12 protein-coding genes are annotated in these 15,985 nt (G+C 69.6%); 7 read left to right on the forward strand and 5 right to left on the reverse strand.

Features of this window, described 5'->3' with window-relative positions:
- Positions 1 to 24 precede the first annotated feature (24 nt).
- The 7 genes from pabB to H295_RS44035 all read left to right on the forward strand — a co-directional run bounded on the left by pabB (position 25) and on the right by H295_RS44035 (position 10,284).
- Positions 25 to 2,172 carry an aminodeoxychorismate synthase component I gene (pabB, locus tag H295_RS44015; protein WP_020139879.1) on the forward strand — a complete coding sequence of 716 codons (2,148 nt, stop codon included), beginning with the start codon at positions 25 to 27 and terminating at the stop codon, positions 2,170 to 2,172.
- Positions 2,169 to 2,987 (forward strand): aminotransferase class IV, encoded by an 819-nt coding sequence (locus H295_RS44020; RefSeq protein ID WP_020139880.1) that lies wholly within the window; start codon positions 2,169 to 2,171, stop codon positions 2,985 to 2,987. The genes pabB and H295_RS44020 overlap by 4 nt, the downstream gene beginning before the upstream one ends.
- Before the next feature lie 75 nt (positions 2,988 to 3,062).
- The gene (locus H295_RS0134295) at positions 3,063 to 3,404 is read left to right on the forward strand and encodes an ArsR/SmtB family transcription factor (protein ID WP_020139881.1); all 342 of its coding nucleotides are present in this window, start codon (positions 3,063 to 3,065) and stop codon (positions 3,402 to 3,404) included.
- Positions 3,405 to 3,453: 49 nt separating this feature from the next.
- Positions 3,454 to 4,641 carry a 3-deoxy-7-phosphoheptulonate synthase gene (locus H295_RS44025; protein WP_063741202.1) on the forward strand — a complete coding sequence of 396 codons (1,188 nt, stop codon included), beginning with the start codon at positions 3,454 to 3,456 and terminating at the stop codon, positions 4,639 to 4,641.
- Positions 4,642 to 4,748: 107 nt separating this feature from the next.
- Positions 4,749 to 6,128, forward strand: a complete 1,380-nt coding sequence (locus tag H295_RS0134305; RefSeq protein ID WP_020139883.1) for a DHA2 family efflux MFS transporter permease subunit — start codon at positions 4,749 to 4,751, stop codon at positions 6,126 to 6,128.
- A 251-nt stretch (positions 6,129 to 6,379) separates the two neighbouring features.
- Entirely contained in the window at positions 6,380 to 7,483 is a 1,104-nt protein-coding gene (locus tag H295_RS44030) for a helix-turn-helix domain-containing protein (RefSeq protein ID WP_020139884.1), read from the forward strand.
- 623 nt (positions 7,484 to 8,106) lie between these two features.
- Complete coding sequence (locus H295_RS44035; protein ID WP_078616832.1) at positions 8,107 to 10,284, forward strand: BTAD domain-containing putative transcriptional regulator; 2,178 nt, start codon at positions 8,107 to 8,109, stop codon at positions 10,282 to 10,284.
- A 28-nt stretch (positions 10,285 to 10,312) separates the two neighbouring features.
- Here the strand turns inward: H295_RS44035 and H295_RS44040 are convergent, their stop codons facing one another.
- The 5 genes from H295_RS44040 to H295_RS0134340 all read right to left on the reverse strand — a co-directional run bounded on the left by H295_RS44040 (position 10,313) and on the right by H295_RS0134340 (position 15,845).
- On the reverse strand, positions 10,313 to 10,927 hold the full coding sequence (locus tag H295_RS44040; RefSeq protein ID WP_158691097.1) for a LysE family translocator: 615 nt from the start codon (positions 10,925 to 10,927) through the stop codon (positions 10,313 to 10,315).
- 20 nt (positions 10,928 to 10,947) lie between these two features.
- The gene (locus H295_RS0134325; RefSeq protein WP_020139887.1) at positions 10,948 to 12,243 is read right to left on the reverse strand and encodes an ATP-grasp domain-containing protein; all 1,296 of its coding nucleotides are present in this window, start codon (positions 12,241 to 12,243) and stop codon (positions 10,948 to 10,950) included.
- Positions 12,240 to 13,187 carry an alpha/beta hydrolase gene (locus H295_RS0134330; protein ID WP_020139888.1) on the reverse strand — a complete coding sequence of 316 codons (948 nt, stop codon included), beginning with the start codon at positions 13,185 to 13,187 and terminating at the stop codon, positions 12,240 to 12,242. The genes H295_RS0134325 and H295_RS0134330 overlap by 4 nt, the downstream gene beginning before the upstream one ends.
- A 94-nt stretch (positions 13,188 to 13,281) precedes the next feature.
- The gene (locus H295_RS44045; RefSeq protein WP_020139889.1) at positions 13,282 to 14,598 is read right to left on the reverse strand and encodes an MDR family MFS transporter; all 1,317 of its coding nucleotides are present in this window, start codon (positions 14,596 to 14,598) and stop codon (positions 13,282 to 13,284) included.
- The gene (locus tag H295_RS0134340) at positions 14,595 to 15,845 is read right to left on the reverse strand and encodes an ATP-grasp domain-containing protein (protein WP_020139890.1); all 1,251 of its coding nucleotides are present in this window, start codon (positions 15,843 to 15,845) and stop codon (positions 14,595 to 14,597) included. The genes H295_RS44045 and H295_RS0134340 overlap by 4 nt, the downstream gene beginning before the upstream one ends.
- Between the last annotated feature and the right edge of the window lie 140 nt (positions 15,846 to 15,985).

Consider the following 15,985-nt stretch of genomic DNA (forward strand, 5'->3'; position numbering starts at 1 on the left):
GACGACCCGTCTGGAAGTATTCCGATGCGCAGCCTGATCATCGACAATTACGACTCGTACACGTTCAATCTCTTCCAGCTGATGGCCGAGGTGAACGGGCGTGAGCCGGTTGTTCTGAAGAACGACGATCCGGTGGTGACCACGCTCGACCTGAGGCGGTTCGACAACCTCGTGATTTCGCCAGGTCCCGGAACCCCGGAATCCGCACGCGATCTGGGGTATGTCAGGGAGCTCCTGGCCAGGGCGGAACTGCCGGTGCTCGGCGTCTGTCTCGGTCATCAGGCGATCGCCCACGGCGCCGGGGCGACGGTCGGCCGCGCACCGCTGCCGCTCCACGGTCATCTCACCAGGGTCCGCCACACGGGCGACGATCTGTTCGACGGCATTCCGCAGGACTTCACCGCCGTGCGCTACCACTCGCTGTGCGCCCAGGAGCCGCTGCCCGAGGCGATCGAGGCCACGGCGTGGGCGGAGGACGGGGTCGTCATGGCGATACGGCACCGCACGCGCCCCCAGTGGGGAGTCCAGTTCCACCCCGAGTCCATCGCCTCGGAGTACGGCCGCGAACTCCTGGCCAACTTCCGGGACATCACCCTCGCCTGCGCGGACGAAGCCGGCGGCAGTGCTTCCCGCACCGCCTTCGGTACTCCGCGGCAACCGCCGGTGTCCGCCGGGCCGAGGTCCGCGGCCGACGGGACCGGGGACGCGTATGACCTGCTCGAAGTGACGGTCCCCGGTGTCGTGGACACCGAGGCGGCCTACACGGAGCTGTTCGGGCGGTCGGAGTACGCCTTCTGGCTGGACAGCAGCCGGGTCGAGCCGGGACTGTCCCGGTTCTCGTTCCTCGGTGACGCCTCGGGTCCGCTCAGCGAGGTACTGACCTACCGACTCGCCGACCGGGCCGTGCGGGTGCGGGACGAGGCCGGCACGCACACGGAGGACGGCACCGTCTTCGACGTCCTGGAGCGCCGCCTCGCCGAGCGCCGACTGACCGACCCGGGGCTGCCGTTCGACTTCGCCGGCGGTTATGTCGGCTATTTCGGCTACGAGTTGAAGGGCGACCTCGGCTCCGTCAACCGGCACCACGCCGAAACCCCCGACGCGGCCTGGATGTTCGCGGACCGTCTGATCGCCGTCGACCACGAGCGCGAGCTCACCCATGTGGTCGCGCTGCACCGCCGTGACCCACTGACCAGGAAGTCCGCGCAGGAATGGATCGACTCCACCGCCGCCACCCTGGTCTCACTGCTCGGCCGGCCCGGCATCGTGGAGGGGAACGAGGACTCGGCCGCGGCCCGGGCGGCCGACGACACCGTCGATCCGCGCCCGTCGCTGTCCCGGGACACCGAGGGCTACGTCCGGGACATCGAGGAGTGCCAGCGGCAGCTCGTCGCCGGCGAGAGCTACGAGATCTGCCTGACGAACAAGGCCAGGCTCCCCTTCGACGGCGACGATCTGGCGTACTACCGCAGGCTGCGCGCGTCCAACCCGGCGCCCTACGCGGCCTTGCTGCGGCTCGGCGAGATCACGGTCTTCAGCTCGTCCCCCGAGCGCTTCCTCAAGATCAACGCCGAGCGGGTCGTGGAGACGAAGCCCATCAAGGGGACGGCACCCCGAGGCTCCGATCCCGTTCAGGACGCGGAGCTGGCCGCGGAACTCGCCGGCAGTGCCAAGACCCGCGCGGAGAACCTGATGATCGTCGACCTGCTGCGCAACGATCTGGGGCGCGTCTGTGAGGTCGGCAGTGTCGGCGTGCCGAGCTTCATGGCGGTGGAGTCGTACGCCACCGTGCATCAACTGGTGTCCACAGTCAGGGGAGTGCTGCGCCCGGAGATCAGTGCGGTGGAGTGCGTGCGCCACTGCTTCCCGGGCGGCTCGATGACCGGCGCGCCGAAGCTGCGCACCATGGAGATCATCGACGAGCTGGAGACGGAGGCGCGCGGGATCTACTCGGGTGCGCTCGGATACCTCGGGCTGAACGGCACGGCCGATCTCAACATCGTGATCCGCACGGCCGTCCGGTACCTCGATGAGCTGAGCATCGGCGCCGGTGGTGCCATCGTCCTCGACTCCGGCCCGGAGGCCGAACTCGACGAGATGCTCCTCAAGGCCAGTGCCTCGCTGCGGGCCCTGCCGCCACTGCCCTCGTACAGCGGTCGGCCTCCCCTGTGACCGCCGACCGACGCTGGCGCTGGTCCGGGGCCGACGTCTTCTCCACCGTGGCGTCGGGCGGACGCGTGGCCGTCGTCGACTCCTGGCTGGTGGAGGACGGCAGGTCCGTGTCGCTCGACGCGCACGCCGACCGCTTCGTCACCGCCTGCGCCGCACTGTTCTCCGTACCGCGGGGCCGCGCCCGCGCCTTCGTGCGCGCCGCGGTGCGTCGGATCCCGGCCACCGGCCGCTGGTTTCCCCGGCTGGAGCTCACCGACCTCGACGGTGAGCCGGTCTTCCAGCTGTGGCTCCGGCCGGCCCCGGCTCGCGGCGCGACCGTCCGGCTCTGGGTGTACGACGGCGTCGACGCGCGCCGGTGTCCGACCGTGAAGGGCCCCGACCTGGACTGGCTGGCGCAGGTGCGGTCGGCGGCCCAGGAGCGGGGCGCCGACGAGGCGCTCCTGCTGGACGGCGACGGCAGGCTGATCGAGGGGACGACGACCAGCCTGCTGTGGTGGCACGGCGACACCCTCTACGCGCCCGACACGACCCGACTCGATCTGCTCCCGAGCGTCACCCGGGCGACCCTCCTGCGGATCGCGGCCACCTCCGGGACCCCTGTCGCCTACGCGTGTCCCCGTCCCTCGGACCTGTCGGGACTCGAGACGTGGGCGGTCAACGCACTGCACGGAATCCGTCCGGTACGGCAGTGGACCGGAGCGCCGACGGCGGCCGGGCGGGCTCGGCGCGCGCCGATCTGGCAGGCGCGTCTGGACGCGCTGGCCTCCGCGACGTGCCGTGAACACGGTCTGGCGAAAGAGCGTGGCCTTCTGTGACGCGAGGGTGAACAGTGCAGAGAGTCGGTAGTTCGACTATCCCGAACTATCGAACTGTGTGCTAGCGTCATCGACATGCGACTGCTACCCGAGCCGGCCCCCGAGACACTGACCCTGGCGTCGGTCTTGGATGCGCTCGGCGATCCCGTTCGCCTGCAGTTGGTGCGGCGAGCCGCTGCCAATCCCGGGCTGACCTGCGCAGTCGCGGATCTGAACGTGCCGAAGTCGACGCTGACCAATCACTGGCGGACTCTGCGGGAGACCGGGGTCGTCAGGATGGCCGTGGACGGCCGATGTCGACGGATCTGGCTGCGTACGGACGAGCTCCAAGACCGCTTTCCGGAATTGCTCGACGTGATCCTGCGTCTCAGCGCCGCCGAGGGCTCCGCGGAGCCCGTGCTCAGCGGAGCGACCTGAGCAGGTAGTGCCACGCTCGGTCTGCGTGACTTTACGGGGGATATGGTTCATGGATTTTGGCGATTTATCAGCCACGTACAAGCGCGATCATCAACCGGGCTGGCCCGAGATGTCAGAGGTGCGGCGGGCCCGCGGCACCCTGGCCCGCGCCGCACCTCTGGTATCGGCCCACGACATTCGCCGATTACGAGCCCGGCTGGCAGAACCGACCTTTCTGCTCCAGGCCGGCGACTGCGCCGAAACGTTTCAGGACAACACCCGGGCCTCGGTGGCGGGAAGAGCGGCGCTGCTGCAGGCCCTGTCCGACACGATCGAGGCGAGGTCCGGCCGCCCGGTGGTGACCGTCGGGCGGATCGCCGGCCAGTACGCGAAGCCGCGTTCCGCACCGACGGAACGTCGCGGCGGCGTCTCTCTGCCGTCCTATCTCGGCGACGCCGTGAACGGCGCGGACTTCACGGTGGACGGGCGAACCCCCGATCCCCGCAACCTGATCCGTGCTTACGAAGAGTCCGGCAGGACCCTCTCCCAATTGGCGAACTCAGCGGTGTTCAGCTCCCACGAGGCTCTTCTCCTCGACTACGAGCAGCCACTGACCCGCCGCAGCGCGGACGACGGCAGACTCTACGGCCATTCGGCTCATCTGCTCTGGATCGGCGAGCGCACCCGATCCCTGACCGGGCCCCATGTCGACTTCGCCGCCGAGATATCCAACCCGATCGCCGTGAAGATCGGGCCGGGCGCCACCCCGACTGTGCTGACGGGCCTGCACGCCGTTCTCAACCCGGACAACATCCCGGGACGGCTGACTTTCATCTTCCGAATGGGCCGCCACCGGGCGTACGACCTTGTCTACGCCATGTTGAGCCGAATCCTGGCGGAGGGCTGGGTCGACCGGGTCGTGTGCGACCCGATGCACGGCAACACCGTCGTCAGTCCGGCCGGTGTGAAGACGCGTGTGGTCACCTCGATCGAGGAGGAGATACGCGCGTTCTTCGCCGCCTGCAACGACACGGGATTCACGCCAGGGGGAATACACCTGGAAGTGAGCGGTGACGACGTCACCGAATGTGTCGCGACGCGCGTGGACGACGCCTTTCTGGCCGCGAACTACCGCACCGCTTGCGACCCCCGGCTCAATCCGGAACAGGCTTCCTCTCTGGCGCAGCTGGTCGGCGAATTGCTGGTGCCGCACCGGGACTTCGGTCCGCGGGTGGAAATGGCAATGTCAGGCCGCTAGTGCCGCCACTGGTCCCGTCCACCGGCGGGATTCATCGAAATCGGTAGGGATGAAGGGGTTCCCCCGTGCCCGCAGAAGTTCGTACAAGTCGGTCGGTAGTGCTCGCCATGGCCTGCGCAGGGCAGTTCATGGTGCTGCTCGACAGCACCATCGTGGGTGTGGCACTCCCCGATATGCAGGACCGATTGGACACCAGCCTGTCCGGTCTGCAATGGATCGTCGACGCCTATGTCCTGCTGGTCGCCATGCTGTTGCTCACCGGTGGTGTTTTCGCCGACCGGTTCGGCCGTAAGCGCGTCTATCTCTCCGGCGTGGTGGTGTTCACCCTTGCGTCCGTGGTGTGCGCCGTCGCGCCGTCGCTCGACTGGCTGATCACCGGGCGGGTGCTGCAGGGCATCGGCGCCGCGGCGCTGAGCCCCGGCTCGCTGGCTCTGCTCGCCGGCGCCTATCCCGTGCCGCAGGAACGGGTGAAGGCGATCGGCTTGTGGGCCGGTATCAGCGGTATCGGCCTGGCGGCGGGACCGCTGGCCGGCGGCATCCTGGTGGACGCGTTCGACTGGCGCGCCATCTTCCTCGTCAACGTGCCCATCGGCCTGATCCTGGTACTGGCCGCGCTGCCCACCCTCAAGGAGTCCCGCAACCCCCACGCCCCGGCCATCGACATCGTGGGAACGGTCCTGTCCATCCTGGGGGTCGGGGCGCTGACCTACGGCCTGATCGAGGGCGGCTCCAAGGGCTGGACCTCGGGGATCATCCTGGCGAGCCTCGCCGTCGCGGTGGTGCTGATCGTCGCCTTCATCGTCGTGGAAGGGCGCGTCGCGACGCCGATGATGGCCCTACGGTTGTTCCGGAACCCCTTGTTCACGGTGTCCAACGGGGCGATGGTAATGGTCGGGTTCGCGCTCATGGGCTCGGTCTTCTTCTTCTCGCAGTTCTTCGTCACCGTGCAGGGCGCCTCGATCCTGGCCTCCGGTCTGCAGACCCTGCCCATCTCGCTCGGCATGGCGCTCGTCAGCCCGTACGCGGGTCGGCTGGCCGCGAAGTACGGCTTCCGTGTCGTGGTGACCACCGGCCTGGTGCTGTCCGGCCTGGGGTTGCTGACGCTGGGCTTCGTGCACGCGGACACCGGCTACGGGAACGTGTGGTGGCGGCTGGCGATCACCGGCGCCGGATTCGCCCTGGCCATGTCCCCGCTGACCGGCGCCGCCATTCAGTCGGTCAGTCCGCAGGAGGGCGGTCTCGCGTCGGGCATCAGCAGCACCGCCCGACAGATCGGCGCGGTGCTCGGTGTGGCGGTGCTCGGCGCCATCGTCACCTCCCGCGAATCCGGCGGCGCGTCCTTCGAGGCCGGCCTCAACAGCGCCTTCCTCACCGCAGGGATCGCCTCCCTGCTCACCGCGGTCTGTACCGGCCTGTGGCTGGTGAAGGCACAGCCTGCGGCAGCTCCCGTTCCCGAGCCCCAGCGGCAGGCGCAGGCGGCCGACTGACCTCGGCCGTGCCCTCGTCCTGACACTCCCTTGCTCCACTTCCCTCGTCCGGGGCGGCGGACCGCTGCACCGAAACGGCCGCCGCCCGGGCGCAACACGAATCTGAAATGGAACACAAGTTCGAAAATAATCCCGTTCCAAAGCCTCTCATTGTCCGCCCCCACGCGTAACTCCGAGAGAAGAGTCGTACCTCCGATGACACATGACATCGCGCATCCGGATCACCACCACGTTCCCGGGCGGAGCCGGGTATGACGCAGCACTCCGCCGTCGGCGGCATATTGGACCTGGTCGATCCCGTCCGCCCCGCCTCCATCGACACCGAGCTGGACGACGAACTGGTCGCCCACGTCTACGAGTTCGTCCTGGCCCGGGAGCCCGCCACCCTGTCCCAGGTGGCGATCGCGCTGCGGATACCGGTGGTCGACGTCAGGCGGGCCCTCGACCTGCTGCGCGAGCTGCGGCTGCTCCGGTACTCCGACACGGCCGGCGGCTTCATGGCGATCTGTCCGGAAGCCGCGCAGAACGAACTGGTCATCCCCCTGCAGCAGGCGGTCAACGACAAGCGGCGGGAACTGGCCGGCATGCATCAGAGGCTGCACGCCCTCTCGGGCATCTTCAGCACCCTGCGCCGGTCGGGTCAGCCCCGTGACAAGGTCGTCCTCCTGCTCGACTCGCAGCAGGCGGCGCTGCATCTGGCCGACGCCCTCCGCCAGTGCACCTCGGAGGTCCTGGCCATGCAGCGGTTCGACGGCGGGCCGCGCCACAGCTTCCAGCCGTGCGAGGTGGCGAAGGCGTCGAACGGGGTGCCGTTCCGGCTGGTCTGCCATCACTCGGCCCGGGCCAGGTCGACCACCAGGACCCGGGTGCGGCAGATGATCGACGAGGGTGCCCGGGTCCGTACGACCAACCAGGTCTTCGACAATCTGGTCCTCATCGGTGACGACGTGGCGTTCGTGTCCCACCAGGCGCAGGAGGAGGACATACCCAGCATCATCGCCGTCTACGAGCCGACGATCATCCTGCTGCTGCATCGCCTGTACGAGTTCGCCTGGCAGTCCGGGACGGACTTCGAGGCCGACACCGTGTCGTACGGGGAGACGCTGACCGATCTCAACGCCGGCATCATCAACCTGATGGCGCAGGGACTCAAGGACGAGGTCGTAGCCCGCCGTGTCGGCGTGGGTTCCCGGACCTTCCGCCGCCACATCTCCAACATCATGGACAAGCTGGGCGCCTCCAGCCGCTTCCAGGCAGGGGTGGCCGCGGCCCGCGCCGGACTCGTCGACGACCCGGCCGACGGGGGGCTGGAAGCAGATCCCGGCACGGCCTTCGACACTGTCTACGCGCGCTGATCGGGTCGACGCGTCCGTTGCGGAAGCGTCCCGCAGCACTCGAAGATCCCGCTGAACAGCTATCCGCGGAAGGTCCGGACCATAATTTCGCCACCGTGGCCGGAAATTCAACATTTCCCCGAAAGTATGGTTCCAGCCATCACCGCGGGCGCGCCGACCTTGCGTCACTCCATCGACCGGCGCAGTGGCGCGTGCGCGACCACTGCCCCCTATCCGCCGTCCCCTGCAGGTCACCCCGACTTCCCGCCGATTCCGCAACGGACGGGACACGTCCGGGCCCCGCGCGCAAGAGGCGTTCCCCGGCCATGGCTGGGGAACGCAGCGCTCTCGCCAATCGATCAGGAACCGATTGCGCGGCAAGAATCTACACCCATAGACTATTTTCTGGCCGAAGGCCGAACGGGGTACGGGGAGCACGTCACGGGGGCTTACCAGGTGCGGCAATCACGCCATTCATGGAGGCGAATAGCAAATTCGCCGCACCCGTTTTCTCACACCCGTCGCAGAGTGACGCCACGACCGGCGCGCCGCTTTGACGCCGGGCAAGCATCGCCACACCTCTCTTCGCGACCCCAAGTGAATTTTTGCGTAACAACACAGGATTCGTAGTGCCGGGAGACGCGATGACAGGGCCCAGAGAAGACAAAACAGCGGTGAGTGACTACTTACATCTCCGTGGAACACTGTCGCTGAGCGAACGACTACGTGCATTCAGGCACCGCCATGGCCTCACCCAGCGCGAGCTCGCGGCGCGGTCCGGGATGAGTGTGCGGGCCCTGCGTGACATCGAGCACGGCCGGGTGCGGCGTCCGCACTCCCACACCGTCCGGAGTCTCGCGAGCCTGCTGGGGCTCGACGCGGAGGAAGTGCGCAGGCTGCTGGCAGCGGGGACCGAGGCGGTGCCCTCGGCGGACAAGGTGCTCCGCATCGGCGTTCTGGGCACGCTGTCCATCCGGCACGGCGACCTCAGCAAGGACATCCGCGCTCCAAAAGTGCGACGTCTCCTGGCCTTGCTGGCCCTGCGCTATCCGGAACCGGCCGGCTTTGAGGAGATCACTCGGACCCTCTGGCCGAAACGTCCACCGCGGTCGTACCAGAACCTGATCCACACCTACGTCAGCCAGGCACGGATGACATTGCTCCCCCCTGGCTCCGGTGCCACGTCCGCCGCCGCCTCCAGTCTCTCCCGCACTCCCGGCGGCTACGTCCTGTCCGTCGACCGTGACCAGGTCGACCTGACCCGCTTCCAGGACCTCTCGTCCAGGGCTCGGCAGGCGCACAGCGCCGGAGCCACGGCCGCCGCCTACGAGCTGGCCGATCGCGCGTACCGCTGCTGGCGCGGCCCCCTCCTGGCCGACGAACCCCTGCTGAGCCAGCACTCAGCGGCCGTCGCGGCCGCCAGGCAACGGCTGGAGATCCTCATGCTGAGCGCGGATCTCGCCATGGAACTGCGGCAGCCGGAGCAGGTCGTCCTCGCGCTGCGCGCCGCCGCCGAGGAGGAACCGCTCCACGAGGGACTCCAGGCGCGCCTCATGCTGGCACTGGCCAGTTGTGGTGAGCAGTCCGAGGCACTGGAGGTCTTCGCCGACCTGACCCGCAGGCTCGACGCAGAGCTGGGCATCGGGCCCGGCGAGGAGCTGCGCCGCGCGCAACTGCGCGTCCTGCAACAGGAGCTGCCCGGGCCGAAGCAGCCGACGCAGCCGGCGGGGGCCGGTGAGCGGGCCCAGCCGTCGGCGCGGCTGACCTCGGTCATCCTCTCGCCCATGCCAAGGCCCTCGCAGATGCCCGCCGAGCCGGTGGACCAGGTGAGCCGTGTCGCGGAGACCAGGCGGTTGGACCAGCTGCTCCTGCCGGACGGGGAGGGAGCCCGCCAGGTGCCCGGCGTACTGGTCACCGGCCTGCCGGGCGTGGGCAAGACCGCGCTGGCCCTGCGCTGGGCGCATCGGGTGCGGGACCGGTTCCCGGACGGGGAGCTCTACGTCGACCTGCACGGCTACGACACCCGTCGCCCGCTCGATCCACGCGAGGCCCTGGCCTCCTTCCTGCGCGCGCTCGACGTTCCCGACAGCCAGATCCCGGACACCCTCGACGAGGCGGCGAACCTGTACCGCACCCAGCTGTCCGGCCGGCGCGTCCTGATCGTCCTCGACAACGCGCGGGAGGAGCACCAGATCCGGCCACTGATACCGGGGGCCGCGGGCTGCGCCGTGCTCATCACAAGCCGCAGCACCCTCACCGGACTGGTCGCCATGGAAGGGATGCGGCGGATCGGGCTGGACGCACTCGACCGGACGGCGACCTACGAACTGCTCGCCAAGCTGCTGGGGCGCCGGCGGATCGACGCCGAGCCGCTCGCCGCCATGGCGCTGGGCAGGTACTGCGGGGGCCTGCCGCTGGCGATCCGGATCGTGGCGGCGCGTCTGGCCGAGCATCCCCGTCTGGGCATCGCCCGGTATTGCGCGGAACTGCAGGACACCGGGCTGTTCCCGGGCGGCGAGGGCGACGACCTGTTCCAGTCGATCCAGGCGGCCTTCGAGCCCTCGTACACGTCGCTGCCGGAGGCCACGCGCCGCTTCTTCCGTCTTCTCGGCACAGCGGACGAGCGGCACATCACCCCCTACACCGCGGCGGAACTGACGAAGACGACCACGCGGGAAGCCATGCGCATGCTGCGCCGGCTGTCCGACGCGAGCCTGCTCCAGGAGTACGCGCACGGCCGGTTCACCCTTCCGGAACCGATGCTCCGCTACGCCCGGGCGCTGGCCGAACGGCATGACTCCCAGGACCTTCAGGCCATATGACCGCTCGGCGACCGGGGAGGACACCACATCAGCCGCCCAGCGCCAGGCGGACCGCGAACGTGCCGAAGACGGCGGCGGTGAGCGCGTGGGTCAGGCGCACCACCCGCGCGGAGTGCATGCGCCGGGCGAGCCGATGGACGAGCCGCATCCAGATCAGGAGCCAGATCAGTCCCAGGGACAGATAGCAGGCAGCCAGGACCACCACCCCCGTCGCGGGATCCACTCCCGGGGGCACGAACTGAGGCAGGAAGGCCATCAGGAACATGCCCACCTTGGGGTTGGACCCCGTGCACAGCAGGCCCTGGATGAAGGCCCGCCCCGTCGGGGACCGCGACCCGGAGGGTTCGGCCCGTGCAGCGTCGTCCCCCGTCGCGGGCATCGGGCCGGGTCCGCCGTGGGGCGCCGGACGCAGGGCGGCCCGCAGGGCCAGGCACGCCCAGACGAGCAGCGCTGCCGCACCCGTCCAGCGGAACGCGGTGAAGAGCTCCGGCCGGGCGGCGAGGAACGCGGCAAGACCGAGCGCGCCCAGGAGTGCCTGGGCGGCCCCCGCCGCGATCATTCCGAAAGCGGCGGCGGCCGCCGCGCGCTGCGGACCGTCCAGCACCAGGCGGGTCATCAGGGCCAGATCAGGACCGGGCGCCATGATCACCACCAGTGAACTCGTCAGGAAGGCGACGGTGTTGATCGCCGCTCCCCGATGGCCAGGCGGTGTTCCAGCGCGCGAATGGTCCGGTAGTCCCGCTGAATCTGTTCCTCGTCGGGGTGCGAGAGGATCACGAACCCGAAGTTGAGGCTGTCGACGAGGTCCTTGGTGACGGGCACGTGGTCGCCGTCGGACAGGTTCTGCACGGAGAAGTGGTGGCTGGGCAGGGTACGGATCTCGTCCAGCACCGCCGTGTTGCCGACCGTCCCCGAGCGTGGGGCCATGTGGAACACACACGTCTGGTGGGTCAGCAGTTCGTAGCTCTGCGGCAGCTCGCCCCCGGTCAGCCAGCGCACGGTCCGGTCGATCTGGCTGTCTCCGGTGGCGTTGCGATTGAAGCGCGGCTGGCCGCCACCGTGCGGGCGGGCACCCAGTTCGATGAGAACCGGCCCGTCCGCGGTGCCCATGACCTCCACATGAGCCGACCCGAAACGGAAGCCGACGGCGTCCAGGACGTCGAAGACGTACTCGGTCAGGCCCGGCACCGACGGATCGTCCGGAGGGAGCCACCGCATCGTGTCGTACACGGCCATGTGCGGGCCGTTGTCGACCTTGCGGTAGGCGCACACGTCGACCAGTGAGTGCTTCCCGTCATGGCTGAAGGTGTCCACGACGTACTCGGTGCCCGTGACGAACTTCTGCACGATGAGGCGGTCGTCGATCTCCCCGAACTGGTTGACCCGGCCGATCTGCCGCTCGAACACGGCGCGCCAGTCCGCCCCGCCCGGGATCTTGATCACGCCGTCCGTGCTGGCGCTCTTCGGTGGCTTGATGACGAGATCCGAGCCCAGCAGCCCCTCCCGCTCCAGCCAGGCCGCGGCCTCGGCCGCGTCGGCGGTGCACAACTGCGGGATGACCGGCAGCCCGGCCGCCGCCACGGCGGCCGCCATACGGCTCTTGTCCCTGCGCGCCTCGGCGAGTTCGGGCACGTTGCACAGCTCGGGCAGCACCAGCGGGGCGAGCCGCTCGGCCAGTTCGACACCGGACTCGCAGCCTGCGACGACGCACCGCGGCCCCAGTGCCCGTACCTTGCGGACGACGCTGTCGAGGTCGCCCTCGTAGACGACCACGTCGGGAAAGTCCTGCGGCCGATAGGAGGAGGCGTACGCCTCCGGAGGGCGGGAGGAGGTCACCACCGCCGCAACCGGTACGCCCTGAGCGGCCAGCGCGTCCGCGAAGAGCGCGCCGGAGGAGTAGGGATCGACGACGACGCAGGGACCCCTTCCCGGCGCGGCCGGGAGGTCACGGCCCGTCACGGCCGCGTTCCCCGGCCGGCCAGCTCGGCCACGGCGGCGCAGTAGCGCGCGAAGAACTCCGCGGCCGGCTCGCTGACCCGCCTGGCGCGCACCGGAGCGTGCACCATGCCCTTTTCCCGGACATAGGTCACGGGAGTGCCGTTCTCCCGCAGCAGGGCAGTGTATTTCTCGGCGTCGACGCACAGGGAATCCATCTCGCAGCCGACGACGTAGGCGGGCGGCAGGCCGTCGAAGGCACCCCCGAGGAGCGGCGAGACATACGGGTGTTCGGCCTGCGCGGCCTCGGGGCAGTAGCAGGCCGTGTAGAACTCCATCTCCCCACCGGACAGCAGCGGTGCGTCCTCGCCGCCGTGCCGCCAGCGGGTGAAGTCCAGCACCGGGCTGATCACCGCCTGGCCGCGCAGCCGGGGGCCACCCCGGTCGCGCGCCATCATCGACAGCACCACGGCCATGTTGGCCCCGGAGCTCTCCCCGCAGAGCACCGCGCTCTGCGGGTCGATGCCCCCCAGGCCGAGCGCGGTCAGGTTCGCGAGGGTGCCGCACAGCCCCGCGTAGCAGTCCTCCAGCGGGCCGGGGAACGGGTTCTCCGGGGCCATGCCGAAGTCCAGGGCGACCACTGCCAGGCCCGTACGGTCGGCCAGTTCGGCGACCAGGCTGTGGTGGCTGTGCAGGGAGCCGATGACGAAGCCGCCGCCGCGTATGTAGAACAGCACGGCGTCGTCACCGCGTCCTGCGGGTTCGTAGATCCGGATCCGAGCCGTACGGCCCTCATGGGTGACGGTCTCGTCCCGGTGTCGGACGCCGTCCGGCACGGGAATCGGGAGCGCCTCGGTCAGTCCGTCGTACAGGACACGCTGTTGTTCGACGGGATAGGTGTAGAAGTCCGGCGGCAGAGCGTTGTTCACCGTCTCCACGAACTTCTCTATGCCATCTGCGTAGGCCATGCGCTGCTCGCTCACTTCCGGATCGCTGGGTGCCCGATTGCGCGGCACGGTCTGGGGACAGGAGGACGGACGGGTGTCGGAGAGTGCCGGGCGGTCAGGAGGCGGTCCGCCCGGCCGCTTCCCCGACCGGCGGCACGGTCTCCTCATCCGCCCCGTCGCCCTCGGTGTCTCCGTCACGTCGGGGCTCCGCCATGCCGATGAGCGTGACGATCACGGCCACCGCGGTCAGCGCGCCGCACAGCCACCACACGAGCGCCGACGACGCCTGCCAGGCCGCGACGCCGATCACGGGCCCGATCGCGTAACCGATCTGCATGGGGAACGCGGAGGCCGCGATGTAACGGCCCCGCAGGTGTTCGGGGGCGACACGGCCGGGCCATGCGGAGGCCGTCGGGGTGCCGATCATCTCGCCGACCGTCCACACCACCGTGGCCACCACGTACATGGCCAGGGCCGGTCCGGCCACGTACAGGTTCATGCCCACGCCCACCAGGCCGATGCCGAGCGCCACGGCGACCCGGCCCGGCAGGTGCTGCACGTACTTGGTGAACAGGAGCTCCAGGCAGATGACCATGAACGCGTTGAGCGACAGCAGGGCGGAGTAGACGGTCACGCTGTGGCCGTCGCTCTTGAGCTGGAGGGGCAGCGCGGACGTGTGCTGGATGTAGACGACGGCGTTGAGGAACAGCGCCAGCAGGAACAGCAGGTACCGGGTGTCCCGCAGCACGGTGAGGTAGGACCGGCCCACGCCGTCCTCCGCCACTCCAAGGGTCCCGGCCCCGGTGTCGGCGTCGGAACGTCCCAGGACCAGGGCGAAGAGGGCGAACCCGGCGAAGCCGACCGATGTCACCGCGTCGACGTAGAACATCAGGTCGTAGGAGTAGCTGATCAGCAGGGCGCCGAGCAGCGGACCGGCGGTGGTGCCGAGGTTGAACGCCATGCGGTAGACGGCGAACACCATCACATGGTGTTCCTCGGGGGTGCGCTCGACCAGCAGCGCCGAGGAAGCCGGCCGGTAGGCCTGCGCCACCAGGCCGATGACGGCGGCCACCACGATCACCACGGGCAGACTGGTCAGATAGACCAGGCTCAGCGTGAGCAGGCCGGCCAGCGCCATGGACCCGATGATCGTCCACGCGTAACCGATCCGGTCGGACGCCGCACCGCCCAGGAGCACCCCGACCACGGAGCCGACGCCGTAGGCGCCGAGCGCGATGCCGGCTTCGGTCGCGCTGAACCCCTTGTCGGTGAGGTACAGCACCAGGTAGATCGTCAGGAAGTTGCCCAGCCGGTTGAGCAGCATGCCGACCAGCACGAGCCAGATCGGCCCCGGGATGCCCCGGAGAGTCTCGACGATCGAGGGACGGCCGGCCTTCGGAGGTTCGGAGGAGCTCTGTTCGGTCGTGCTCATCGGTTCGGCTCCCCGACCGGACGGCCCACGAGCTCGACGATCTCCGGCGCGCGGCTCAGCGCGGCCCGTGCTTCCGCCACGGAGTCCGACAGCGCGATGACCCGGGCGTAGCGGGAGATGTAGCCGCGTGGCGGCAGACGCAGCACCGCGCCCGGGTCGGCCATGACGGTCGCACTGTGGATCTCCGGCGAGAAGCGGTCCTCGTGCACGGTCACCGACTCGATCTCGATGTCCTGTTCGGGGTACAGGAAGGTGATCGCCGCGACCTTGCGGTGGACCGCGGTGGTGTCGGGGCGGCGGCCCGCGGCCACGTCGGCCGCCGCCATCGCGATGTCGACGCCGGTGGCCAGGTGACCGAGGTACGGGATCATGTCACCGCCCAGGCGGGCGTTGACCTCCATCAGCCGCAGGCCGTTCGGGGTGAGGCGGAACTCGGTGTGGCTGACGCCCGTGCGGAAGCCCAGCGCGGCATGGCTGCGCCGCAGCGCGTCCAGGAGTCCCGGATCGGTCAGCAACGGGTCGGCCGCGTCGATCTCATGGCCGATCTCCTCGAAGAACGGCGCCAGGCCCACCTGTTTCCGGGCCACGGCCAGCGGGACGCACTCGCCCTCGAAGGAGACGGCGTCGACGCTGATCTCCGGCCCGTCGACGTACTCCTCGACGAGCACCGAGACCTCGAACACGGGGACACCCGGGTAGGAGGCGCCGGACGCGGCCCGGTAGGCGCTCTCCACCTCCTCGGGTCCCTCGGCCTTGCGCACGCCCATCCCGCCGGCAAGTCCGCGGGGCTTGATGACGACCGGGAAGCCGAGCTTCTCCGCCGCCTCCCGGGCCTCACTGAGGGAGCGCACACCGATCGAGGCCGGCTGGGCCACCCCGGCCTCCTCCATCGCCGTCCGGGTGGCGTTCTTGTCCCGGCACGCGGCGACGGCCTCGGGGGTGTTGCCCGGCAGCCCGAGGGCCTGCGAGACATGGGCGGCCGGGGTGACCAGGCCCTCGTCGTAGCAGAACACGCCGGCCACCTCGTGCTCGGCGGCCACCCGGCGCGCGGCCTCGATCAGCGGCTCGGGACGGGTGTTGTCGACCACGGTGCTGCCGACGACGTACGGCTCTTCCCAGGTCGTCGGGGCAGGCTGGAGAAGCCACAGCGCGTAGCGCCGGCTCACCGCCTGCAGTATGAACTCCCTGCTGCGCCGGGCGCTGCTGCCGATCAGCAGCAGAAGCGGCTTCTCACCGTCCCAAGCCATGTTCCGCACTCCTCGTATCTGTCGTTCGGCCGGCCGGAGCGCGTCCCACGGTCCGTGACGGCCCGGGGTGCACGCACCGGCCTCTGTAGAACACCGCTCGGGCGGCGACCGTTGCACCGCCGGGCCGACGCCCGTCGTCC

The sequence above is a fragment of the Streptomyces sp. 351MFTsu5.1 genome (assembly GCF_000383655.1).
GTDB lineage: Bacteria > Actinomycetota > Actinomycetes > Streptomycetales > Streptomycetaceae > Streptomyces > Streptomyces griseorubiginosus.